Origin of the sequence: Micromonospora sp. WMMD812 (assembly GCF_027497215.1) — a bacterium.
In the GTDB taxonomy this organism is placed as follows: domain Bacteria; phylum Actinomycetota; class Actinomycetes; order Mycobacteriales; family Micromonosporaceae; genus Micromonospora.
On sequence record NZ_CP114904.1, the window covers coordinates 5,273,054 to 5,295,394 of the forward strand.

Here is a 22,341-nt window from a genome sequence, read left to right on the forward strand (position 1 = left end):
GGCTGCCGCCACCCGCGGTCGACGCTCGCGCGACCGGCGGAACGTGTCCGGCGGCGGCGCGGCGTGCCCGCTCGAACCGATGACTCACCGGCATATTTATGACTCTGAGTCATAACGCTCGCGGAAGGTGCCGAGCCCGGCCGGCAAGGCCCGCCGAGCCCGGCCGGCAAGGCCCGCCGAGCCCGGCCGGCAAGGCCCGCCGAGCCCGGCCGGCAAGGCCCGCCGAGCCCGGCCGGCAAGGCCCGCCGGGGCCACCGGTGGAGGTCAGCCGGTGATGGTCCGGCGGGGCCGGCCGCCGGTCCGCATCCGTTGTCGCGGCGGCGGCGTGGCCGGCTTGGGTCGTTTCAGGTGGTAACGGTGCAGCTCGTTGTGGCCGGGCAGTGACGGGTCCTCGCTCATCGCGACCAGTTCCCAGCCCTGGTCACCGGCCCGGTTCAGGTGGGCCAGCGCGGTGTCTCCGAAGGCGGTGACGTCGACCATGGAGCCGTCCGGGCCGTACCAGACGAAGACGACCTCCCAGCCCACGTCGTCGGTCGCGGCCTGACGCCGCCGGACCAGCAGCGCGTACTCCCACTTGAGCATGGAGTCATTCTCACCCGGCGGCGCGTCGTCGGCACGGATCAATCCTCGGCGATCCGCCCGGCGGCCACCCGCAGCCGCCGGTTGGTGGCCACCGCGTCCAACATCCGCCGGTCGTGGGTGACCAGCAACAGGGTTCCGGGGTAGCTGGCCAGCGCCGACTCGAGCTGCTCGATGGCGGGCAGGTCCAGGTGGTTGGTCGGCTCGTCGAGCACCAGCAGGTTCACTCCGTGCCCCTGCAGCAGTGCCAGCGCCGCCCGGGTCCGCTCGCCGGGCGAGAGGGTCGCCGCCGGCCGGAGCACGTGCGCCGCGCGTAGGCCGAACTTGGCCAGCAGGGTCCGCACGTCCGCGGGCGCCAGATCCGGCACGGCGGCCCGGAACGCGTCGATCAGCGGTACGTCGTCGAGGAAGAGTCGGCGGGCCTGGTCCACCTCGCCGACCACAACGCCCGGCCCGAGCGTGGCGTGCCCGGCGTCCAGGGGCAGCCGGCCGAGCAGCGCGCCCAGCAGGGTGGACTTGCCGGCGCCGTTCGCGCCGGTGACCGCGACCCGGTCGGCCCAGTCGATCTGGAGGCTCACCGGGCCGAGGGTGAACGCGCCGCGGCGTACCACGGCGTCGCGGAGCGCGGCCACGACGGCGCCGGCGCGGGGTGCGGCGGCGATCTCCATCCGCAGCTCCCACTCCTTGCGCGGCTCCTCGACCACCTCCAGCCGCTCGATCAGCCGCTCGGTCTGCTTGGCCTTCGCCGCCTGCTTCTCGCTCGCCTCGGACCGGAACTTGCGGCCCATCTTGTCGTTGTCGGTGGCCTTGCGCCGGGCGTTCTTGATGCCCTTCTCCATCCAGGCCCGCTGAGTCCGGGCCCGCGCCTCCAGGGCCGCCCGGTTCTCCGCGTACTCCTCGTAGTCGCCCCGCGCGTGGCGTCGGGCGACCTCGCGCTCCTCCAGGTAGGCGGCGTAGCCGCCCCCGTAGTGGTTGACCTGCTGCTGCGGCAGGTCCAGTTCGAGGACCCGGGTGACCGTCCGGGTCAGGAACTCCCGGTCGTGGCTGACGAGCACCGTGCCGGCGCGCAGGCCCGTGACGAACTCCTCCAGCCGCTCCAACCCGGCCAGGTCGAGATCGTTGGTCGGCTCGTCGAGCAGGAACACGTCGTACCGGCTGAGCAGCAGCGAGGCCAGGCCGGCCCGGGCCGCCTGGCCGCCGGAGAGCCCGGTCATCTCCTGGCCCAGGTCGACCGCGAGGCCCAACTCCGCCGCGACCTGCTCGGCCCGGTCGTCCAGGTCCGCACCACCGAGCGCGAGCCAGCGCTCCAGCGCCTCGGCGTACGCGTCGTCCGCCCCCACAGCCCCGGCGGTGAGCGCCTCGGTGGCGGCGTCCAGGGCCGCCTGCGCCCCGGCCACCCCGGTGCGCCGGGCGAGGAAGCCGCGTACCGTCTCGCCCGGCCGCCGCTCCGGCTCCTGTGGCAGGTGCCCGACGGTCGCCGTGGGCGGGCTGAGGGTGACCGTGCCGGCCTCGACCGGCAGCAACCCGGCGACGGTACGCAGCAGCGTCGACTTTCCGGCCCCGTTCGGCCCGACCAGCCCCACCACGTCCCCGGGGGCGACCACCAGGTCCAGCCCGGTGAAGAGCGGACGGTCGCCGTGCCCGGCGGCCAGGTCCTTGATGATCAGCGTGGCGCTCATGAGGAGGCGAGCCTATCCGGCCCGGTGTACGGGAGCGGGCGGCACGGTGCACACTCGGCGGGGTGGTGACCACACTCGCGATCGACTGCGGGGGCGGCGGCATCAAGGCCTCCGTCCTCGACCAGGCGGGCACGATGCGGACGCGGCCGCTGCGGGTGCCCACGCCGTACCCGCTGCCGCCGTCGCTCTTCGTCAAGACCCTGGTGGACCTGGGCGCCCGGCTGCCCACCGCGGACCGGGTGACCGTCGGGCTGCCCGGAATGCTCCGGCACGGCGTGGTGGTGGCCACGCCGCACTACGTCACCCGGGCCGGGCCGCGGACCAAGGTCGACCCGGACCTGCTCGCCGAGTGGTCCGGCTGGGACGTGCGGTCCGCGCTCGCGGACGCGTTCGGGATGCCGGTGCTGGCCCTGAACGACGCCGAGGTGCACGGCGCCGGGGTGGTCGCGGGCACCGGGCTGGAGCTGGTGCTCACCCTCGGCACCGGGCTGGGCTGCGCGCTCTTCGACGGGGGCGTGCTGGCACCCCACCTGGAGCTCTCCCAGGCGCCGGTGCGCTGGGGCATGAGCTACGACACGTACATCGGTGAGCCGGAGCGCCGCCGCCTGGGCGACGCGTTCTGGTCCCGCCGGGTCCGGGGGGTGGTGGAGGGCCTTCGTCCGGTGTTCCTCTGGGACCGGCTCTACCTCGGCGGGGGCAACTCGCGGCTGATCCGGCCGGAGCAGCTGGCTCGGATGGGCGACGACGTGGTGGTGGTGCCGAACACCGCCGGGATCCTCGGCGGCGTCCGGGCCTGGGAACTCGCCGCCGGCCGTCCCGCCCAGCGCTGAACCGGCCCTTTCGAAGGCGCCGGTGGATCAATATCCGGCCGGGGAACAGTCGCCATCCGGGCGGTGTTGTGCCAGCGTCGGAACAGTGACGACGCGACACGAGGGGGTGGGCAATGGATCTTCTGGCTGAGTACCGGCGAGCGACCTTGTTCTTCGAAGCCGGGGACCCGACCGGGGCGGCCCGGCTGCTCGAGCCGATCGTCGAGGCCGAACCGGGCAACGCCTCCGTACGCCAGCTGCTGGCCCGGGCGTACTTCCAGTCCGCCCAGCTCAGCCGGGCGGAGGAGCAGCTGCGGGCGCTGGTCGACCAGGACCCCAGCGACCACTACGCCCACCACGTGCTGGGCCGGACGCTGGAGCGCCTGAACCGGCACGCCGACGCCCTGCGGCACCTGCGGATCGCCGCGGCGATGCACTCGGGCAACGACGACTACGCGACGGCGCTGCGGCGGGTGGAGACCCGGGTCAGCGGCGGTCGGTGATCATCTCCGGGGCGCCGGCGACGGCCGGCCGCCACGGGTGTGGCGCGTGGACGGGGCAGCTCGACAGCGAGCTGCCCCGACGCGCGTCCGCGCCACCGGAACGGGCCCGGCGCTGAGCGGCCTACGATGGGGCGTCATGGGAGCTGAGCTGGAGGTGGGCACGACATGAAGCTCAAGCTCGACCTGCACGACATCTTCAACAAGGGCCACGACATCGACCGTGCGCTGCGCGGGATCATGGACGAGGCGGTGGCGAAGAAGGCCACCCTCGTGGAGATCATCCCTGGTAAGGGCTCCGGGCAGCTCAAGAAGCGGGTGCTGCGCTTCCTCGACCAGAAGGACGTCAAGCAGCTCTACCACCGGGTCGAGAAGGACTCGAAGAACTTCGGCCGCCTGTTCGTGCACTTCCGCTGGAAGTAGTGACGAAAGCCTCTGACCTGCATCGTAGGCCCCACGGGCCGACGGGTGTCGGTGGCGCGAGCAGACCGTTGACGCTGCCACCCAGCCGCCGAGGTGAGACGGCCGGCGGCCGGCGTTACTGCTCGAACGTGGCGGGCGCGTCGGTGAGGTTGCGTTCCAGTGCGCGTGGCAGTGACTCCCAGGATGTGTAGGTCGAGGGGTAGAAAGTCCGGGTCGCCTGGGCGGCCGGTCCCACCCACTCCACCGTGTACGGACGAAGGCCGACGGGATGGCATGGGCGGCAGGGCGGCAGTGAGTCAAGCGGCCAGGACGAAGCGGTTGCCAGGAACCAGGACCAACGCGCGTCGACGGGACGCCGGCGGCAGAAATTCGCTCGTCGAAGTGCTGGATGGCGGGCTCAGTCTCAGCCCTGTTGGGCGGGGGCTGGCCAGACCGGTTGCAGCACGTGCCAGTCGTGTGGATGCCGGCGGACGGCGCCCGTGAAGACGTCGGCCAGCTCCTGGGTCATCGCCGCCACCCGGGCCCGGGTGGCGCCGTCACGGCCCGGGACGATCTCCGGGTGGATCCGGATCCGCAGCCGCGGACCGTCGTACCAGAGCGATACGGGCAGCAGCGCGGCCCCGGTGCGCAGCGCCAGCTGCGCGGGCCCGGCCGGGAACGTCGTCGGCGCGCCGCAGAACCGCACGCCGATGCCGGCCGCGGACGTGTCCCGGTCAGCGACCAGGCACACCACCTCGCCGGCACGCAGCCGCCGGGTGAGCGTGGTGACCGCCCGCCGGGTCTCGTCGGCGGGGAGCACCTCGATGCCGAGCGCCGCACGGTGGCTCACGAACCGCTGGTAGAGCCGCTCCGGGCGCAGGCGTTGCGCGACCGTGGTGAACCGGTGCCCGCTCAGCACCAGCCCGGCTCCGGCCAGGTCCCAGTTGCCGCTGTGCGGCAGCGCCAGCACCACTCCGCGGCCGGCGCCACGGGCTGCGGCCACCCGGTTCAGCGACTCGAAGACCACGGCGTCGCGGATCCGGTCCCGGCTCCATCCGGCGAGCCCGAAGAACTCCCGCCAGTAACGCAGATAGGAGTGCACGCCCCGAGCGGCCGCGGCGGTCACGGCGGGACTGTCCGCGGCCTGGCCGAGCACCTGGGCCAGGTTGACCCGCAGCTGGTGCACCCCGCCCGTGCCCGACCAGCGCATCCCGGCGGCGACGGAGTCGAAGACGAGCGCGGCGACCGGGCCCGGCAACCGCGGCGTGACCCGCCAGGCAAGGCCGTAGAGCCGGCTGGCCAGGTCCACTCCCACGCCGGGATGGTAACGGTCGCCGGCCGGATCCGGTGGTTGCGGGAACACCGATAGCGGTCGGCTCCAGGGCGACTCATCCAGTGCCCCGAACGTCCGGTATGCAGGCCTGCGTCCTGACTGAGGCCCCTCGCCTTCTGGCCGGTGCAACTTTCGCCGGCATCCTGAGCAACCTTTCCCGCTGACTTGCCGTCAAGAAGGGCAGACAGGCTTCCGCAGGATCGGTGGACGAGGGGAAGGTCAGCCGGCAGGGGCCAGAAGGCAAAGCCCTCCGGACCAATTGTTCGGCGTGCCGGTGCGCGAACGAATTTTGTAGCTGTATTCACCAGACGTCGAGATCCATCTCGTCGTCAGGAGGGTCTCGCATGATTTCCTCACCTCTGGAGGCTGCCCGCCCTCGCGCAGGTGATGAATCCCGTCGTCGGCAGCACGACAGGGGAAACAGGAATATCGCCGCATTGTTGCCCGCCGTCGCGCTGTTGACGCTGGCATTGTTGACGGGCTGCAACCAGCAGCCGTCGTCGTCGACTCAGGCGGGTGCGCGGCCGGTCGGAACGAGCTGGCTGGATCCCGCGATCCTCCTGCACCCCGCCGACCTGGGACCGGGCTGGCGCGAAAGCTTCGCCGTGCCGGGTCAGCCGGCCTGGCCATGGGACCAGAGCGATTGCCCCGCATATCGGCGCGACGACTATCGCGCCCAATCCCACCGACGTGACGCGATTCAGCGTTTGTACCGAATGGATGAGCCATCCCTGACCGCTCACCACATCGTGGAGAGCTACGAATCCGGCTGGGGCGGGCGGGCTCTCGATGACGTCCGTCGCGTGCTGCGACAGTGCGCGAACTACACCCTGCTCGGCGCGCGAATGTCGTTCGTCGTGGTCGAGACGCCCGACCTCGGTGACGGAGCGTTGGTGGTTCGCGGTCGGATCGACCGGGACGCCGCACCGCCAACTGTTGCCTATTTCGTCACCGTCCGGCGTGGCGACACCGTGTCGACCCTGAACCTCCCCGATCCGGGGCGCCAGGCCGCGGTGGACGCAATCGCCGCGAGGCAGGTGGCTCGCCTTGGCTAGCCAGCGCGGAAGGCAGGTGTCGCGTCGATGGGTGGTTTCCTCGGCGGTCCTGGCGCTGTCCGGGATGTCCTCGATCGGCGTGGGCGTGGCCCGGCTGCGCTCCGGCGCCGAGGGCTCGGTCGCGCCTGCCACGTCGCCCACCCCGCCGATCCGCGTCAGTCCCACGCCGGACCGGCTCGCCATCGCGAGATCCCGCATCGAAGCCCATGTGCGCCGCGCCGGTGGCCATTTGAGCGTGGCGGTGCTGGATCGGCAGGGGGGCGCCAACATGACGGTGGGCGCCCGGCGGTTCCAGACCGCCAGCATCGTGAAGGTCGACATCCTCGCGGCCCTGTTGCTGCGCGAGCAGTCACGTGGCCACAAGCTGGGCTCCCGCGCCCGGCGGCTGGCCACGAACATGATCGTGATCAGCGACAACGACGCGGCAAGCAGCCTGTGGCAGGAGATCGGCGGGTCGCGGGGGCTGGCGACGGCGAATCGCGCGCTCGGGCTGCGCGAGACCACACCCAACACACACTGGGGCCTCACGACCACGACGGCGGGGGACCAGCTGCGGCTGTTGGCCACGCTGGTCGCGCCCGACGGGCCGCTCGACCCGGGGAACCGCCAGTTCGTCCTGGATCTCATGGGCAGGGTCGACGCCGACCAGCGCTGGGGGGTCACCGCCGCGGCCGGGCCGGAAGCCACGAAGGCGTACGTCAAGAACGGCTGGGACACCGCCACCGCCGACAACAACCGGTGGATCGTCAACAGCATCGGGCGGCTCACCGACCCCGATCACGACTGGCTGCTCGCCGTGCTCTCGGACCATCACCGCACCCAGGCGGACGGCATCCGGGTCGTGGAGCAGGCCGCCGCGTACGCGCTGCGCGAACTGCGCGCCGCGTCGTCGGGGCTCTGAGACGACGACCGCTCGCGCCTCGCCGGCCCGGCCTCGGGACCGGGCCGGCGGGGCGTGTGGTCAGATCGGGTACGTCCGGGCGACCGCGAGCATCTCCGAGCTGTGTGAGCCGACCACGCCGACGTCCGCCGGGCGGGGCTGGAAGCCGGGCAGCGCGTCCAGCCCGTCGCTGGCGTCCATGACGCGCAGCGCCACCGGCCCGCCCTTCGGCGTGACCGCGAGGGTCACCTCGATGCCCTCCGTCGGGGGCGCGTGGAAGACCACGCCGAAGCCCCACTTGCCGTCCCGCGCCTCGACCGGCACCGAGCGGCCGGCCACCTCGGCGCGCCGCACGGTGGCCGTGGTCGTGTCGACGTGCAGGCTCAGCAGGCGCGCCTGCCGCTGCGGGGTGATCCGCAGCCGCAGCGTCCGGTCGCCGCCGGCGGTGGTGTCGGCGAGCACCTCCAGCTTCGGCGCGGGCAGGTCGGCGGCCGGCGCCGGGCCGGCGCGCAGCTCGCCGTCACCGAGGCCGGGGAAGTCGTCGGACACGTCCTGCTCGCCGTCCACGTAATGGTCGGTCCAGGGCTGCGGGTCGGTCTCGTCGGTGAGCCAGCGCGCCGTGCCGGTGCCGGCGTCGAGGGCGTACATCAGGTGGGTCGGCGCGGGATGCGCGGCGTCGAAGCGGTCGACCCGGAGGCCGACCCCCGCGCACACCAGCGCCGCGACCGTCGCGGCCAGCGCCGGCATCGCGCCGAGCCGCCGGGCCCGGAGCGCGACCAGGCCGCGCTGCCCGCCGGCCTGGGGGTGCAGCAGATCCACGACCGGCAGCGCGGCCAGCCCCAGCAGCACCGCGACGAGCGCGGCGACGCCGCCCATCGCCATACCGAGCGCCGGGAACAGCAGCACCACCGTGGGCAGCAGGATCACCACGGCGACCGCGCCGGCCGCCGTCACCGCCACCACCGGCCAGGGGCCGTCGACGCGCGTGCGGAGCGCGATCAGGCCGCCGAGCGCGCCGGCCAGCGCCGGCAGGGTCGCGAGGTACGCCCCGCCGGGCACCGCCACGGCCAGCAGCACCCCGAGCACCGCCAGCCAGCCCAGTCCGGCGACGGCCAGTGTGGCCGGGCCGATCCGGCGGCGGGTCAACGCGTACCAGGCGAGGACGACCGCGGCCGCGAGGGCCAGCACGGCGATCCGGTACCAGGTCGGCCGGTACGGGTCGAGCAGTTCGGCGTAGCCGGGCCGGATCGCGGTGACGGCCGCCCAGAGCAGTTGCGCGGCGAGCGGGGCGACCACGATCGGCACGAGCGCGAGCCCGAAGCCGGCGGCCAGCCGGCCTCCGGTGGTGCGCCCCCGACGGCGCGCCAGCCAGCCCACGGCGACCACGGCGGCCAGCGCCAGCAGCGCCAGCGGAAGGGTCAGCCAGCCCGGGTAGTGGATCAGCCCGCCGGGCACCGGGAAGTAGCTGGCGTCCCCGTCGGCGCGCAGGTCGGTCAGGTCGGTGCGGCCGAACTCCCGGGCCAGCCCGAGCGCGTTGTCGCCGTGCTGCTGGAGGCTCGCCCGGTTCATCGCCGCGGGGGTGTCCAGGGGGGTGTGGTAGATCGCTCCGCCGTCGATGTACGCCGAGTTGAGGCCGAGGAAGTTCTCTTCGAGGAACGCGGTGAAGTCGGTGTCGTTGGGCAGGGCCCGGTAGATCTCCACGGCGAACGAGGTGCCCACCGGGTGCGGCGCGGACCGGCCGAACACGTCGACCAGCTTCGCGTTGTTCCGGGACGTCTCGAACATGATGACCGGTCCGGTGGAGCCACGCGCCTCCAGGTTGAGCACCACCCCGCCGTCCGCGGCGAGCGGATGGCTGGACGCGAACGCGGACGCGCCGCAGAGGCAGGCCTCCTCGGCGTCGGTGAGCACGAACACGATGTCGTTGCGGGGCCGGGGGCCGGTGGTCAACGCGCGGGCCACCTCCAGGATGGCGGAGGTGCCGGCGGCGTCGTCGTTGCCACCCGGGCCGGTCTGCACGGAGTCGTAGTGCGCGACCAGGAAGACCCGGCCGGTCGGATCGGTCCCGGGCAGTCGGGCCACGACGTTGCGGACGCGGGCCAGGGTGGCGCCGCCGGCCGCCCCGCTGAGCTGCCCGGCCTCCGGCGCGACGGTGTCCTGCACCTGCGTCTCCAGGCCCATGCCCCGGAGTGCCTGCTCGATGTGCGCGCGGACCTGGTCGTTGGCCGGGCTGCCGGCCGGGTGTGTCCGGGACGCAATGATCTTGACGTTCTCGTACGCCCGGCCGGCGCTGAACTCGGCGGGCGGCGCGTCGGCCGGTCGCGGCGCCGGGGGACCCAGGTCGACGATGCTGGCCGCACCGACGGCGACCAGCGCGGCCAACGCCGCCAGGGCGGCGACCAGCCGCCGGCGGGGTCGGGCCAGCGCCCGGTCGGCGGCGGGCACGCGCGGATCGGGCCAGGCCGGCGCGCGGTCCGCGGCCGGGGTGGGGGGTGCGCCCACGGGAACTCCTCGGGGGTGGGGCCGGGTGGGCACCATCCTGCACCGCCGGCGGCCGGGGCGGGACGCCCGGGAAGGCAGGGCCGGAAACGACGGGCGGCCGATGCCCGCTTTGTCCCTTGGCGGGTAGTGATCCGCCCCATCCCCGCCGACGCCGAGCCCGTCGTGTTGTGTGCGACCGTTGTCTAATACAGGATCAGCAGGGCACTCGGAAGGAGCCCGACATCACCAGCGATCTCCCGCGTCTCGCGGCGGTGACCCGGCCGTACCGGGGGGCCGGTCTGGCCGGTCCCTCCGTCGTGCCACGGGCGCTTCCGCAGGGCGGTCTCGGACACCACCCGCGGGTACCGCCCGGCGAGCGGCTCCGGGTGCTGCTGGTGGAGGACGACGAGGGCGACGCCTTCCTCGTCGGCGAACTGCTGGCCGAGACCAACTCGATGATCGACCTGCTGGTGGCGACCAGCCTCAGCGAAGCGCGGCAGCGGGTGATGGGTGTGGACTGCGTCCTGCTCGACCTCGGCCTGCCCGACGCCCAGGGCCTGGACGGGCTGCGTCAGGTGCTGGAGATGTCCAGCGGGGCGGCGGTCTGCGTGCTCACCGGGCGTACGGACGAACACCTGGGCATCGTGGCGGTGGCCGAGGGAGCCCAGGACTACCTGGTCAAGGGGCAGGTCGACGGGGTCCTGCTGACCCGGGCGCTGCGCTACGCGGTGGAGCGCAAGCGCGCCGACGAGAACGCCCGCCGGCTGCGCGAGGTCGAGCTGCGCCAGGCCGAGTCCGCCCGCCTGGAGCGGGGCCTGCTGCCGCAGCCGCTGATGTCCACCGACCAGGTCGCCGTGCACACGTTCTACCGGCCGGGCCGGCACGCCGCGCTGATCGGCGGCGACTTCTACGACGTGGTGCAGACCCGACCCGACCGGGTCGACCTGATCGTCGGCGACGTCTGCGGGCACGGGGTGGACGAGGCGGCGCTCGGGGTCGAACTGCGGGTCGCGTGGCGTGCCCTGGTGCTCGCCGGCGTGCCCGACGACGAGGTGCTGCCCGCGTTGGAGCAGGTGCTCATGAGCGAGCGCCGGCTCCAGGAGATCTTCGCCACCGTGGCCACCGTCCGGCTCGACCTGGACGTCAACCGGGCCACCGTCCGGCTGGCCGGGCACCCGCCGCCGCTGCTGCTCTCCCGCGGCGGGATCGCGCCGGTGCCAGCACCCGGCGGCCTGCTGCTCGGCGTCCGGCCCCGCCCGCCGGTCGCGTACGACCTGGAGTTCGACACGGATGACTGGTCTTTGCTGATGTACACCGACGGACTGATCGAGGGACGGGTGGGCGACACCGACGAGCGCCTCGACGTGCCCGGCCTCAGCCAACTTCTGCACGAGCCGGCCAGCCGGGCGGTGTCGCTGCCCGAGCTGCCGGCGTGGCTGGTCGGCCGCGCCGAGCAGATCAACGGCGGCCCGCTCGCCGACGACGTCGCCATGCTGCTGGTCAGCCGGGGCGGTGGCCGGTGACGGTCGGTGCCCGTGGCTGGAGTCTGCGGCAGCGGGTGGTCGCGCTGCTCGCCGTCGTCGGCGTGCTGCTGGTCGGGCTCGCCGCGGCCGAGGCCGCGGTGGCGGCACGGAATCGCACCCACGTCGACGCCCTGCTGAACCGGACCGGCCCGCTGCGGGTGCAGGCGCAGGAACTGCTCAATGCGCTGCTGGACCAGGAGACCGCGGTCCGCGGCTTCGCGGTCAGCGGCAACCGGGACGATCTCGCCCCGTACGACGCCGGGCTGGCACAGGAGCAGGACCGCGTCGCGTCGATGCGGCGGCTGCTGGACGACTACCCCCAGGTCGAGACGGAGCTGACGCACGTCGAGGCTCAGGCCGAGCAGTGGCGCCAGGCGGTGGCCCTGCCGGTCATCACCGCGACCGAGCGGGACGGCACGGCGGCCGGCCAGGCGCTCATCACCGACCAGGCCCGGCAGCAGTTCGACGGGGTCCGGGCCGCCGTGGACGACCTCCAGGCCGAGATCCTCGCCGCCCGGGAAGCGAACGCCCGGAACGTCGAACGGACCGGCAACCTGCTGGTCGTCCTGCTGGTCGTGGCGGCGCTGGTGGTGGTGCTCACCGGCGCGCTGCTTCTGCTCTCCCTGGACCGGATGGTCGTGCGCCCGTTGACCGGGCTCGCCGACCAGGTCCGCGAGGTGGCTGAGGGCGACTTCCAGCACGGCATCTCCGGCTCCGGCCCGCCTGAGTTCGTGCGGCTGGCCGACGACGTGGACGCGATGCGCCGCCGGATCGCCGCCGACCTGGCCGAGGTGCGGCAGGCGCGCGAGCGGATCGAGTGGGTCAACAGCCAGCTCCAGAAGCAGGCCGAGGAGCTGACCCGTTCCAACCGCGACCTGGAGCAGTTCGCGTACGTGGCCTCGCACGACCTCCAGGAGCCGCTGCGCAAAGTGGCCAGCTTCTGCCAGCTGCTCCAGCGCCGCTACGCCGGGCAGCTGGACGAGCGGGCCGACCAGTACATCGCGTTCGCGGTGGACGGTGCCCAGCGCATGCAGCGCCTGATCAACGACCTGTTGGCGTTCTCCCGGATCGGCCGGCTCACCGCCGGCTTCACCGAGGTCGACCTGAACAAGGTGATGGGCGACGTGGCCGGCCAGACCGAGGCCGCCCGGCAGTACGCGGACGCCGAGCTGACCTGGTCCGAGCTGCCGGTGATCCGTGGTGAGGAACCGCTGCTGACCAACCTGCTGGCCAACCTGGTCAGCAACTCGATCAAGTTCCGTCGGCCGGACGTGCCGCCCAAGGTGCACGTCTCCGCCCGGCTGGTCGACGACGAGTGGGAGATCAGCTGCCAGGACAACGGCATCGGCATCGAGCCGGAGTTCGCCGACAAGATCTTCGTGATCTTCCAACGGCTGCACTCCAAGGACGCGTACCCGGGCACCGGGATCGGGCTGGCCATCGTGAAGAAGATCGTGGAGTACCACGGTGGCCGGGTCTGGGTGGACACCGACGTGCCGGAGGGGACGGCGATCCGGTTCACCCTGCCCGCGCTGCCGGGCGACGCCCCGGCGGCCGCGGCGGCGGACGCCGAGGGTGCCGCGGGCACGGAGACGGTGCCGGCGGACGGGACGCCCGGCGCGGCGGCCGGCGGCGCGCCCGCGCAACCGGACGGAGAAGACCAGCCGGACCGCGCGGACGCGGCGCCGGAAGGCGGTAGAACGGGTGGCATGAGGGAGACGGTGGGATGACCGCGCCGGCAGACGGCAAGAGCCCGATCGAGGTCCTGCTGGTCGAGGACGATCCGGGTGACGTGCTGATGACCCAGGAGGCGTTCGAGGAGCACAAGCTGCGCAACCGGCTGACCGTCGTCTCCGACGGCGCCGAGGCGCTGGCCTACCTGCGCCGCGAGGGCCCGTACGCGGACGCCGTGCTCCCGGACCTGATCCTGCTCGACCTCAACCTGCCCCGGCGGGACGGCCGTGAGGTGCTCGAGGAGATCAAGAAGGACGACGAGCTCTGCCGGATCCCGGTCGTCGTGCTCACCACCTCGCAGGCGGACGAGGACATCCTCCGCAGCTACCAGCTGCACGCCAACGCCTACGTGACCAAGCCGGTGGACTTCGAGCGGTTCATCTCGGTGGTCCGCCAGATCGACGAGTTCTTCGTCAGCGTGGTCAAGTTGCCGCCGCGTGGTTGACGACGCCCTGCTCGACGACGTCGGCGCGCTGCTCTGGGAGGCCGCCGACCAGATCGTGGTCCCGCTGTTCCGCAAGCTCGACGCCGCCGACGTCACCGAGAAGGCGCCCGGCGAGATCGTCACCGTCGCCGACCAGCGGGCCGAGGAGCTGATCTCGGCCGGCCTGCGCCGGCTCCGGCCGGGCTCGGTGGTGGTCGGCGAGGAGGCGGTCGCCGAGGATCGGGACCTGCTGCGGCACCTGCGCGGCGTCGGGGACGTGTGGCTCGTCGACCCGGTCGACGGGACGTCCAACTTCGCCGCCGGGCGCCGGCCGTTCGCCCTGATGGCGGCGCTGCTGAGCGAGGGTGAGCCGGTGGCCGCCTGGGTGCTGGACCCGCTGGCCGACACGCTCGCCGCCGCTCGCGTCGGCGCCGGGACGGTCCTCGACGGGCGACCGGTGCGCACCATCGAGACCGTGCCGGCCCCCGCGGAGCTACGCGGCGTGGCGATGACCCGGTTCCTGCCGCCGGCCGCGCGGGACCGGGTGCGGGCGGGTGGATCCCGGATCGGCGAGCTGCTCCCCGGGCAGCACTGCGCCGGCCGGGAGTACCTCGACATCCTCACCGGGCGGCAGCAGTTCGCCCTCTTCTGGCGGACGCTGCCGTGGGACCACGCGCCGGGCGCCCTGCTGGTCCGTGCCGCGGGTGGTGTGGCCCGCCGGTTCGACGGCACCGAGTACCACCCGGCGGACGACGGGCACGGCCTGCTGGTCGCCGCGAACGAGCAGGTCTGGGCCGAGGTGCGCGAGACCCTGCTGGGCGACTGATCCGCGCGGTCAGCGACCGGCTCGACACGGTGCGTCGATGATCCGCGGCGCGGGCGTTCACGGGACTGGCCAGCGGCGATCGGTCCGGTATCGTGACCGGCGGTCACCGCCAGCAGGCCGCCGACCGGCGCCGGCGGGACCGCCGCCGCGCAGGATCACCGGGGGCCGGCGGTCGACGGAAGGACGTGTCGTGCCCACGACCATGCTCAGCCGGCGTCGCGCCCGCGGCCCGCTGATCGCCCTGCTCGCCGCCCTCGCGCTGCTGCTCGGCACCGGCGCGGTGCCCGCGCACGCGGAGCCGAACGAGGGCGGGACCAAGAAGCTGCAGGACGCCCTGGAGGCCACCGCCAAGGCACACCTCGAGGCCAAGGCGAAGCTGGACAACTCCAAGCGCCGGCAGACGCAGCTGGTAGCCGAGATGGGCACCCTCCAGGTGCGGGTGACCGAGCTGAGCGCACAGGTCGGCGAGGTCGCCGCGCAGTCGTACCGGCTGGGCCGGCTCACCCCGACGTCGATGCTGCTCAACAGCGCGTCGCCGGAGTCGTTCCTGGAGCGGGCGGCCAACCTCGACCTGATGGCGCAGCGCGACGGCAAGCGGCTGCGCGACCTCACCGAGGCGCGCCAGCAGGCGCAGCAGGCCAAGGTCGCCATCGACGCCGAGGTGCGCGAGCAGCAGAAGCAGCTCGCCGTGATCGCGAAGAAGAAGAAGGAGGCCGAGGCGGCGCTGGCCGAGGTCAGCGGCGGCGGCAGCGGCGGCTTCAGCGGCGGCAACTCCACCTCGGCGAAGCCCGCGCCCCGCAACCCGGACGGCTCCTGGCCGTCGGAGTCCTGCTCGGTGAACGACCCGACCACCTCGGGCTGCATCACCCCGCGCACCCTCCACGCTCTCCAGCAGACCAAGGCGGCCGGCTACAAGCGCTACGTCTCCTGCCACCGCAGCGGTGGCGGCGGCGAGCACCCCAAGGGGCGGGCGTGCGACTTCGCCGCCGCCACCAACGGCTTCGAGGACCGGTCGGCCACCGGCGGCGACAAGGCGTACGGCGACAGCCTGGCCGCCTGGCACGTGCGCAACGCCAGCCGGCTCGGCGTGCTCTACGTGATCTGGTACCGCCAGATCTGGCACCCCGGCACCGGCTGGCGCTCCTACAGTGGCGGGGGCAGTCCGGCGGCGGACCACACGAACCATGTTCATCTCTCGATGTACTGACCCGGATCGCCAGGATCACTGCGTACCATCGCGACGGTGAACTCCGCATCGTCCGACGTCACGGTCCCGCCGGCCCGACCTGCGCCGCCGAGCGTCCACGCCCTGCCCAACGGGCTCGCCGCGTTTCTGGTCTTCTTCTCCAGCGGTGCCGTGCTGGTGCTGGAGACGGTCGCACTGCGCCTGGTCGGCCCGTACGTCGGGGTCACCCTCCAGGTCACCAGCTCGGTGATCGGCATCGCGCTGGCCGCGATCGCGTACGGCGCCTGGACCGGCGGCTGGCTGGCCGACCGGCGCGACCCGCGTCCGCTGCTCGCGCCCGCGCTGGTGCTGGCCGGCATCGCCACCGCCATCACCCTGCCGGTCGTCCGGTACGCGGGCGAGGTGCTGCGCGGCGGCGCGGCGAGCGCCATCCTGCTGCTCGTCGCGCTGGCCGTCTTCGTCCCGGCCGCGCTGCTCGCCGCCGTCACCCCGCTCGTGGTCAAGCTCCAGCTCGCCGACCTGCGCCGCACCGGCCAGGTGGTCGGCCGGCTCTCCGGCATCGGCACGCTCGGCGGCATCACCGCCACCCTGCTCACCGGCTTCGTGCTGGTCGCCGCCCTGCCCAGCACGGTGATCCTGCTGGCGTTGGCGGTCTCGCTCGGGGTCACCGGCCTCGGCATCGGCTGGTACCTGCGCCGGCAGGTGCGCACCGAGCTGCCCGGTCCGGCGCGGGCCAAGGCCGCCCTGGCGGTGCTCGGCCTGGTCGGCGCCGGGCTCACCACGGTCGCGCCGAACCCGTGCGACATCGAGACCGCGTACCACTGCGCGAAGGTGGCGGTCGACCCGGCCCGGGACAGCGGGCGGACGCTGCTGCTCAACTCGGCACAGCACTCCTACGTCGACCTCGACGACCCGCGCCACCTGGAGTACGCGTACACGAAGTGGTTCGGCGCGGTGGCCGACGTGGTCGCCCCGGCCGGTCAGCGGCTGGACGCGCTGCACCTGGGCGGCGGCGGCTTCACCGTGCCGCGCTACCTGACCGCGACCCGCCCGGGCACCGACAACCTGGTCTTCGAGATCGACGGAGGGCTCATCGAGCTGGGCGAGCGCGACCTCGGCGTACGCCAGGGGCCGGACCTGCGGGCGGTGACCGGCGACGCCCGGATGCTGGTCGCCGGTGAGCCGGCGGACAGCCGTGACCTGGTGGTCGGCGACGCGTTCGGGCACCTGGTCGTGCCCTGGCACCTGGCCACCCGGGAGATGGCCGCCGAGATCCGCCGGGTCACCCGCCCGGGCGGCGTCTACGTGCAGAACGTCATCGACTACCCGCCGCTTCGGTTCATCCGCAGCGAGCTGGCCACCGTCGGCGCCGAGTTCCGGCACGTGGCGCTGGTCGCTCCGCCCGAGGCGCTCGCCGGCGAGCAGGGTTCCAACTTCGTGGTCGTCGCCTCCGACGCTCCGCTGCCGCTGGAGGCGGTGCGCGGCCGACTGGCCGAGGTGGACGTACGGGCGAGCCTGATCTCCGGCGCCGAGCTGGCCGGCTTCGTCGGCGACGCGCTGGTGCTGACCGACGACTACGCGCCGGTGGACCAACTGCTCGCCACCGCCTGAACGGGTGACATCCCGGACCGATTCCGATCGCCCAGGTGTAGTCGGGCCGGTACCGGGCAACAACTGCGACCATGGGCGGCGCGGACCGAAACGGGGCGCAAGTGCTCGGTGAGCGGTATCGGCTCATCGAGCAACTCGGCGCGGGCGGCATGTCCGTGGTGTGGCGGGGCTACGACGAGGTGCTCGGCCGCCAGGTGGCGGTCAAGGTGCTCGCGTCCCGGCTGGCCAACGACCGGGCCTTCCGGCACCGGATCCGGATCGAGGCCCAGGCCGCGGCCCGGCTCTGCCACCCCCACATCACCAACGTGTACGACTACGGCGAGTCCCAGCAGGGCGGGCTCGCCGTGCCGTACGTGGTGATGGAGCTGGTCGACGGCGGTTCGCTGAGCAGCCGGCTGGGCCTTGAGCGGCAGCTGCCCTGGCGCGAGGCGGTGACCATCGGCGCGGAGGTCGCGTCGGCCCTGGCCACCGCGCACGCCCGTGGTGTGGTGCACCGGGACGTCACCCCCGGCAACGTGATGCTGACGCCGACCGGCGTCAAGGTGGTCGACTTCGGCATCTCCGGGCTGGTGGGGGAGAGCGAGAAGGGCGTGGACGGCGCGCTGCTCGGCACCCCCGCGTACCTCGCGCCGGAGCGGCTGGACAACGGCCAGGTCTCGCCGGCGACCGACGTGTACGCCGTGGGCCTGCTGCTCTACCGCATGCTGACCGGACGGCTTCCGTGGCAGGCCAGCACCACCACCGAGATGCTTCGGGCGCACATGTACACCGAGCCGGAGCCGATGCCGGCCGTACCCGGGCTGCCCGACGCGGTGGCCGACCTGGTGGGTCGCTGCCTGGCCAAGCGCCCCGACGACCGGCCGTCCACCGTCGAGCTGGCCCGGACCCTGGCCGACGCGGCCGGGCTGTCCGCCGTGGTGCCGGTCTCGCCGGCCGCCGGCCCGGTGGACGCCGTCACGCTGGCGAACGCCGGCACCACGATCCTGCCCTGGTCGGCGGAGACCGACGCGCTGCCGTTCTCGCGCACCCGTACCCGCAACCGGCGGACGGTCGCCCGGCGCCGGCGCGTGGAGGCGGGGGTGGCCGCCGCCGGCCTGGTCGCCGTCACCGCGACACTCTGGGGGGTGACCGGGCGCAGCCCGGCCAGCGGCGGGACGGAGCAGCCGACCGAGGCGCGGATGGGGCTGGAGAAGCCGGTGCCGTGCCAGGTCGCGTACGCGCTGCGCGCCGACTCCGGCAAGGACTTCGCCGCCGAGCTTACGCTCACCAACACCGGCGACCGGGAGCTGCGCGACTGGGCGGTGAGCTTCACCTTCCCCGGCAAGCAGACGGTGACCCGGGCGACCCCCGCGTCGGCGGAACAGCAGGGCAGCACGGTGGTGGTCCGGCCGCCGGCGGGGCGTCCCGCGCTGGCCGCCGGCGCCGCCGAGAAGCTCACCCTGACCGGCCGCTACACGGGCACCAACCCGCTGCCGGTCGAGTTCAACCTGGGGGCGGAGACCTGCGGGGTGCAGGTCTCCGGGGTGGCCGGTAGGGCACCGGCCCCGGCCCCCGTCAAGGCCCCGGCCACGGTCAAGGCTCCAGCCACGGTCAAGGCCCCGGCGACGAAGACGCCGCCGAAGGCGGCCACCTCGACCGGCGGCGGCGCGCAGGCGAAACCCGGCAAGCCGGCCAAGGGGAAGGGGTCGGGTGGTGGCCCGGGAAAAGGGGGAAAGTAGGTAACGGCGACCAGGGAGGCGGCCAGGGGCGGAAGCACTGAGGCGCCCGCGTCGGTCATTCGAGACCGGCGAACCGCTGCACTTGGTCGATGCTGCCCTCCACCACCAGGACGCTGCCCGGTTCGAGCACGGTGGCGTCCGAGGCGTACTGGAAAGGTTTGCCGCGCAGCTTGGCGCCGAGCACCCGCACCCCGTACCGGTCGATCGGCCGGATCTCCGACAGTGGCCGCCCGACCAGGGACTCCGGCGCACGGACCTTGGCGATCGCGAAGTCGTCGCCGAACTCGATGAAGTCCAGCATCCGGGTGATGATCAGGTGCGCCACCCGCTCCCCGGTCTCGGCCTCGGGGAAGATCACGTGGTGGGCGCCGACCGACGACAGGATCTTGGCGTGTTTCCCGGAGGTGGCCCGGGCCCAGATCTGCGGAATGCCCACCTCGGCCAGCGCCAGGACGGTCAGCACGCTCGCCTCCACCGAGGCGCCGATGGCGACCACGGCGCGCCCGAAGGACGTGACACCCAACTGCCGGAGCGCGTCCTCCTCGGTCGCGTCGGCCTGCACCACCCGGTCGAGGCGCGCCGACCACCGCTGCACCTGATCCGGGTTGCGGTCGACGGCCATCACCTCGTGGTTCAGCCGGACGAGCGAGCCGGCGAGATGGCTGCCGAACCGGCCCAGGCCGACAACCAGGACCCCGCTCTCGTCACTGCTCCTAACCGACAATGGGTTGCTCCTCCGGGTACCGGTACAGGCGGCGGCGGGTGTTCAGGGCGATCGCCGACCCGAGGGTGAGCGGGCCGACCCGGCCGATGAACATCAGAAGGGTGAGCACGAGCTGCCCGCTCCCCGGCATGGACTGGGCCAGCCCGACCGACAGGCCGGTGGTGCTGAACGCCGACGTGACCTCGAAGAGTGCCTGGTAGAAGAGGGTGCCCTGGGTCAACAGGATCACCGCCAACGTGCCGAGCGCGACCAGCGCGACGCCGAGCAGCGCCACGGTGAGGGCCTGCCGCTGGCTGGCGGTGGCCACCCGGCGGCTGCCCACCGACACGTCGGGTTCCCCGCGCAGTTCGGCCCAGATGACGAAGGCGAGCAGGAAAAACGTGGAGACCTTGATCCCGCCGGCGGTGCTGGCGCTGCCGCCGCCGATGAACATCAGCGCCACGAGCAGCGGGTAGCTCTCCTCCCGCAGGTGGGTCATGTCAAGGACCTCGAAGCCCCCGGTACGGCTGAGCGCGATCTGGGTGAACGAGGCCAGCACCTTGCCCGGCATGTCGTACTGGCCGATGGTGCGCGGGTTGGTCCACTCGGTCACGACCAGCCAGACGAACCCGAACGCCAGCAGCACGACGCTGCCCCAGATGGTCAGCTTGGTGGCGACCGCCCACCGCGCCGGCTTCCGCCACTCGCGGACCGCCTCGAAGAGCGCCGGAAAGCCCAAGCCACCGACGATCGCGCCGAGCGCCAGCGGTAGCGCCACCCACGGATCGCGGGAGAAGGCGAGCAGGCCGTCCGTGTACAGCGCGAAACCGCCGTTGTTGAAGGCCTGCACGGCGTGGAAGACGCCGGACCAGAGGGCGCGTCCGGGCGAGTAGTCGTAGGTCAACCAGAGCCGGCCGGCCACCACCGCCGTGATCACCGCCTCGCAGGCGAACACGGTGACGGCGATCCGGCGCAGCAGCCGGCCCACGTCGCCGATGCCGAACTCCTGGGTCTCCGCCTGCACCAGCAGCCGGTTCCGCAGCCCGAGCTGCCGGCTCACCAGCAGGATGACCAGCGCGGCGACGGTGAGGATGCCGAGGCCGCCGAGCTGGGTCAGCAGCGTGATGAGGAGCAGCCCCCAGCCCGACCAGTAGTTCGGTGTGTCGTTGACGGCCATGCCGGTGACCGACACCGACGAGGTCGCGGTGAAGAGCGCGGTGACGAACGGGGCGCGCTGGTACTCGATGGTGGCCGGACGCATCATCAGCAGCCCGGTGCCGAGCAGGATCGGCACCAGGAAGGCGAACGGCACCAGCCGTACGGGATGGCGGAAGAACCGGCGCACCAGACAATCTTCCTTTTCCGCCCGGCTTGGGGTGGGTGAACCGCGATCCGGAGATTCACCTGCCGGCCAGGAATCGACCAACTGCCCGTCAATCCGAAGCGCTCTGCTGAGGCGGTCCCCCCGACGAAGGAGACCGCGTTGCGACGTACCCTTTCCGCCATCGCCGTGGCCGGCGGGCTGCTGGCCGCCGCCGTGACGGTTCCGACCCTGGCAGCGTCCGCCGAGCCGGCGGCTGACCGGGCGAAGTCCCGCGCCACCGACCGCCCGCTGGTGATCGGCCACCGTGGTGCGAGCGGCTACCGCCCGGAGCACACCCTGGAGGCGTACCGGCTGGCGATCCGGATGGGCGCCGACTTCATCGAGCCGGACCTGGTCTCGACCCGGGACGGCGTGCTCGTCGCCCGGCACGAGAACGAGATCTCCGGCACCACCGACGTGGCCGCCCACCCGGAGTTCGCCGGCCGCAAGGCGACGAAGAGGATCGACGGCGTCACGGTGACCGGCTGGTTCACCGAGGACTTCACCCTGGCCGAGCTGCGGACGCTGCGCGCCAAGGAGCGGCTGCCGCTGGTGCGGGTCGCGAACACCGCGTTCGACGGCCAGTTCCAGGTGCCCACCCTTCAGGAGGTCATCGACCTGGCCCGGACCGAGGGTCGGGCGCGGGGCCGCACCATCGGCATCTACCCGGAGACCAAGCACCCGACCTACTTCGCCTCCATCGGGCTGCCGCTCGAGGAGCCGCTGGTGAAGGTGCTGCGGGCGAACAAGCTGACCCGGAAGGACTCGCCGGTCATCGTCCAGTCCTTCGAGACGGGCAACCTGCGCAAGCTCAACCGGATGATCGACGTCCGACTGGCCCAGCTGCTCGACGCCACCGGTCGCCCGTACGACTTCACCGTCGCCGGCGACGCCCGTACCTACCAGGACCTGGCCTCGGCGGCGGGGCTGAAGTGGATCGCCGGGTACGCCGACGGGATCGGCGCCAACAAGAACCTGATCGTGCCGCGGGACGGCACCGGCAAGCTGCTCGCCCCGACCAGCGTGGTGCGGGACGCGCACCGCGAGGGCCTGATCGTGCACGCCTGGACGTTCCGGGTGGAGAACCAGTTCCTCCCGACCGACTACCGGATCGGCGCCGACCCGAACGCCCGCGGTGACATCACCAGCGAGTACGAGCTGTTCTTCCGTCTCGGCCTGGACGGTGTCTTCGCCGACCAGCCGGACACCGCCGTCGCCGCCCGCGCCGGCCTCGCCTGACCGGCACCCGCCGGTCCGCCCCGCGACCCTCGCCGAAGGCGCTCGGCGGGACGCGCGGTCGCTGGCCCGCCACCCGACCCGGGTGGCGGGCCAGCGCCGTCTCGGCCGGTTACGGCGCCCGGGCCAGTGCGCACCTTCAGGGAAGTTGCGGCCTCGAAGCGCGACGAGTCCACAACTTCCCCGACGTTGTGTGGATCTTGCCGGCGGCGACGTCCGTCCCCGGCCGCGCCGCCGGGACATGTGGGGTCGCTATCGCGGTCGATGGTCGGGGCCGACACATGAGGCGCGGGGAAGGC

The 22,341-nt window shown here is 73.1% G+C and carries 18 protein-coding genes and 1 pseudogene; 13 read left to right on the top strand and 6 right to left on the bottom strand.

Annotated features, from left to right (window positions below; all coding sequences use genetic code 11):
- Positions 1 to 336 precede the first annotated feature (336 nt).
- Both O7603_RS24405 and O7603_RS24410 read right to left on the bottom strand, forming a co-directional pair.
- Positions 337 to 582 (bottom strand): annotated as a pseudogene (locus tag O7603_RS24405) (hypothetical protein); the annotation flags it as partial.
- A 38-nt stretch (positions 583 to 620) separates the two neighbouring features.
- The gene (locus tag O7603_RS24410; RefSeq protein WP_281572110.1) at positions 621 to 2,258 is read right to left on the bottom strand and encodes an ABC-F family ATP-binding cassette domain-containing protein; all 1,638 of its coding nucleotides are present in this window, start codon (positions 2,256 to 2,258) and stop codon (positions 621 to 623) included.
- Between the two features lie 62 nt (positions 2,259 to 2,320).
- Between O7603_RS24410 and O7603_RS24415 the strand changes: the two genes are divergently transcribed.
- From O7603_RS24415 to O7603_RS24425, 3 genes are all read left to right on the top strand, one after another.
- On the top strand, positions 2,321 to 3,088 hold the full coding sequence (locus O7603_RS24415; RefSeq protein ID WP_281572111.1) for an ROK family protein: 768 nt from the start codon (positions 2,321 to 2,323) through the stop codon (positions 3,086 to 3,088).
- A gap of 113 nt (positions 3,089 to 3,201) precedes the next feature.
- Positions 3,202 to 3,570, top strand: coding sequence for a tetratricopeptide repeat protein (locus O7603_RS24420; protein ID WP_281572112.1), 369 nt, complete (start codon positions 3,202 to 3,204; stop codon positions 3,568 to 3,570).
- Positions 3,571 to 3,735: 165 nt separating this feature from the next.
- Entirely contained in the window at positions 3,736 to 3,990 is a 255-nt protein-coding gene (locus O7603_RS24425; protein WP_013736060.1) for a Smr/MutS family protein, read from the top strand.
- Positions 3,991 to 4,393: 403 nt separating this feature from the next.
- Here the strand turns inward: O7603_RS24425 and O7603_RS24430 are convergent, their stop codons facing one another.
- Positions 4,394 to 5,284, bottom strand: a complete 891-nt coding sequence (locus O7603_RS24430; RefSeq protein ID WP_281572113.1) for a phosphatidylinositol mannoside acyltransferase — start codon at positions 5,282 to 5,284, stop codon at positions 4,394 to 4,396.
- A gap of 362 nt (positions 5,285 to 5,646) precedes the next feature.
- Between O7603_RS24430 and O7603_RS24435 the strand changes: the two genes are divergently transcribed.
- Positions 5,647 to 6,357 (top strand): hypothetical protein, encoded by a 711-nt coding sequence (locus O7603_RS24435; protein ID WP_281572114.1) that lies wholly within the window; start codon positions 5,647 to 5,649, stop codon positions 6,355 to 6,357.
- A gap of 31 nt (positions 6,358 to 6,388) precedes the next feature.
- Positions 6,389 to 7,258, top strand: a complete 870-nt coding sequence (locus tag O7603_RS24440; protein ID WP_281572115.1) for a serine hydrolase — start codon at positions 6,389 to 6,391, stop codon at positions 7,256 to 7,258.
- A 60-nt stretch (positions 7,259 to 7,318) separates the two neighbouring features.
- Here O7603_RS24440 and O7603_RS24445 read toward each other — a convergent pair whose 3' ends face one another.
- Positions 7,319 to 9,682 carry a M28 family peptidase gene (locus O7603_RS24445; protein ID WP_281576792.1) on the bottom strand — a complete coding sequence of 788 codons (2,364 nt, stop codon included), beginning with the start codon at positions 9,680 to 9,682 and terminating at the stop codon, positions 7,319 to 7,321.
- A gap of 353 nt (positions 9,683 to 10,035) precedes the next feature.
- Between O7603_RS24445 and O7603_RS24450 the strand changes: the two genes are divergently transcribed.
- The 7 genes from O7603_RS24450 (at position 10,036) to O7603_RS24480 (ending at position 18,740) form a co-directional block, all read left to right on the top strand.
- Positions 10,036 to 11,241 (top strand): fused response regulator/phosphatase, encoded by a 1,206-nt coding sequence (locus O7603_RS24450; protein WP_281572116.1) that lies wholly within the window; start codon positions 10,036 to 10,038, stop codon positions 11,239 to 11,241.
- Entirely contained in the window at positions 11,238 to 12,971 is a 1,734-nt protein-coding gene (locus O7603_RS24455) for a sensor histidine kinase (protein ID WP_281572117.1), read from the top strand. The genes O7603_RS24450 and O7603_RS24455 overlap by 4 nt, the downstream gene beginning before the upstream one ends.
- Positions 12,968 to 13,420, top strand: coding sequence for a response regulator (locus O7603_RS24460; protein WP_281572118.1), 453 nt, complete (start codon positions 12,968 to 12,970; stop codon positions 13,418 to 13,420). The genes O7603_RS24455 and O7603_RS24460 overlap by 4 nt, the downstream gene beginning before the upstream one ends.
- Complete coding sequence (locus O7603_RS24465; RefSeq protein ID WP_281572119.1) at positions 13,413 to 14,225, top strand: inositol monophosphatase family protein; 813 nt, start codon at positions 13,413 to 13,415, stop codon at positions 14,223 to 14,225. Before O7603_RS24460 ends, O7603_RS24465 begins: the two co-directional genes overlap by 8 nt.
- Before the next feature lie 202 nt (positions 14,226 to 14,427).
- Positions 14,428 to 15,432, top strand: a complete 1,005-nt coding sequence (locus tag O7603_RS24470) for a hypothetical protein (protein ID WP_281576793.1) — start codon at positions 14,428 to 14,430, stop codon at positions 15,430 to 15,432.
- Positions 15,433 to 15,468: 36 nt separating this feature from the next.
- Positions 15,469 to 17,022, top strand: coding sequence for a fused MFS/spermidine synthase (locus O7603_RS24475; RefSeq protein WP_281572120.1), 1,554 nt, complete (start codon positions 15,469 to 15,471; stop codon positions 17,020 to 17,022).
- Between the two features lie 71 nt (positions 17,023 to 17,093).
- Positions 17,094 to 18,740 (top strand): serine/threonine-protein kinase, encoded by a 1,647-nt coding sequence (locus O7603_RS24480; RefSeq protein ID WP_281572121.1) that lies wholly within the window; start codon positions 17,094 to 17,096, stop codon positions 18,738 to 18,740.
- Positions 18,741 to 18,795: 55 nt separating this feature from the next.
- Here O7603_RS24480 and O7603_RS24485 read toward each other — a convergent pair whose 3' ends face one another.
- Both O7603_RS24485 and O7603_RS24490 read right to left on the bottom strand, forming a co-directional pair.
- Positions 18,796 to 19,464, bottom strand: coding sequence for a TrkA family potassium uptake protein (locus O7603_RS24485; protein ID WP_281572122.1), 669 nt, complete (start codon positions 19,462 to 19,464; stop codon positions 18,796 to 18,798).
- Entirely contained in the window at positions 19,454 to 20,788 is a 1,335-nt protein-coding gene (locus tag O7603_RS24490; RefSeq protein ID WP_281572123.1) for a potassium transporter TrkG, read from the bottom strand. Before O7603_RS24490 ends, O7603_RS24485 begins: the two co-directional genes overlap by 11 nt.
- Before the next feature lie 138 nt (positions 20,789 to 20,926).
- On the opposite strand from O7603_RS24490, the gene O7603_RS24495 reads away from it, so the two are divergent.
- A complete protein-coding gene (locus O7603_RS24495) occupies positions 20,927 to 22,045 on the top strand; it encodes a glycerophosphodiester phosphodiesterase (protein WP_281572124.1) in 1,119 nt (372 codons plus the stop codon).
- Positions 22,046 to 22,341 lie beyond the last annotated feature (296 nt).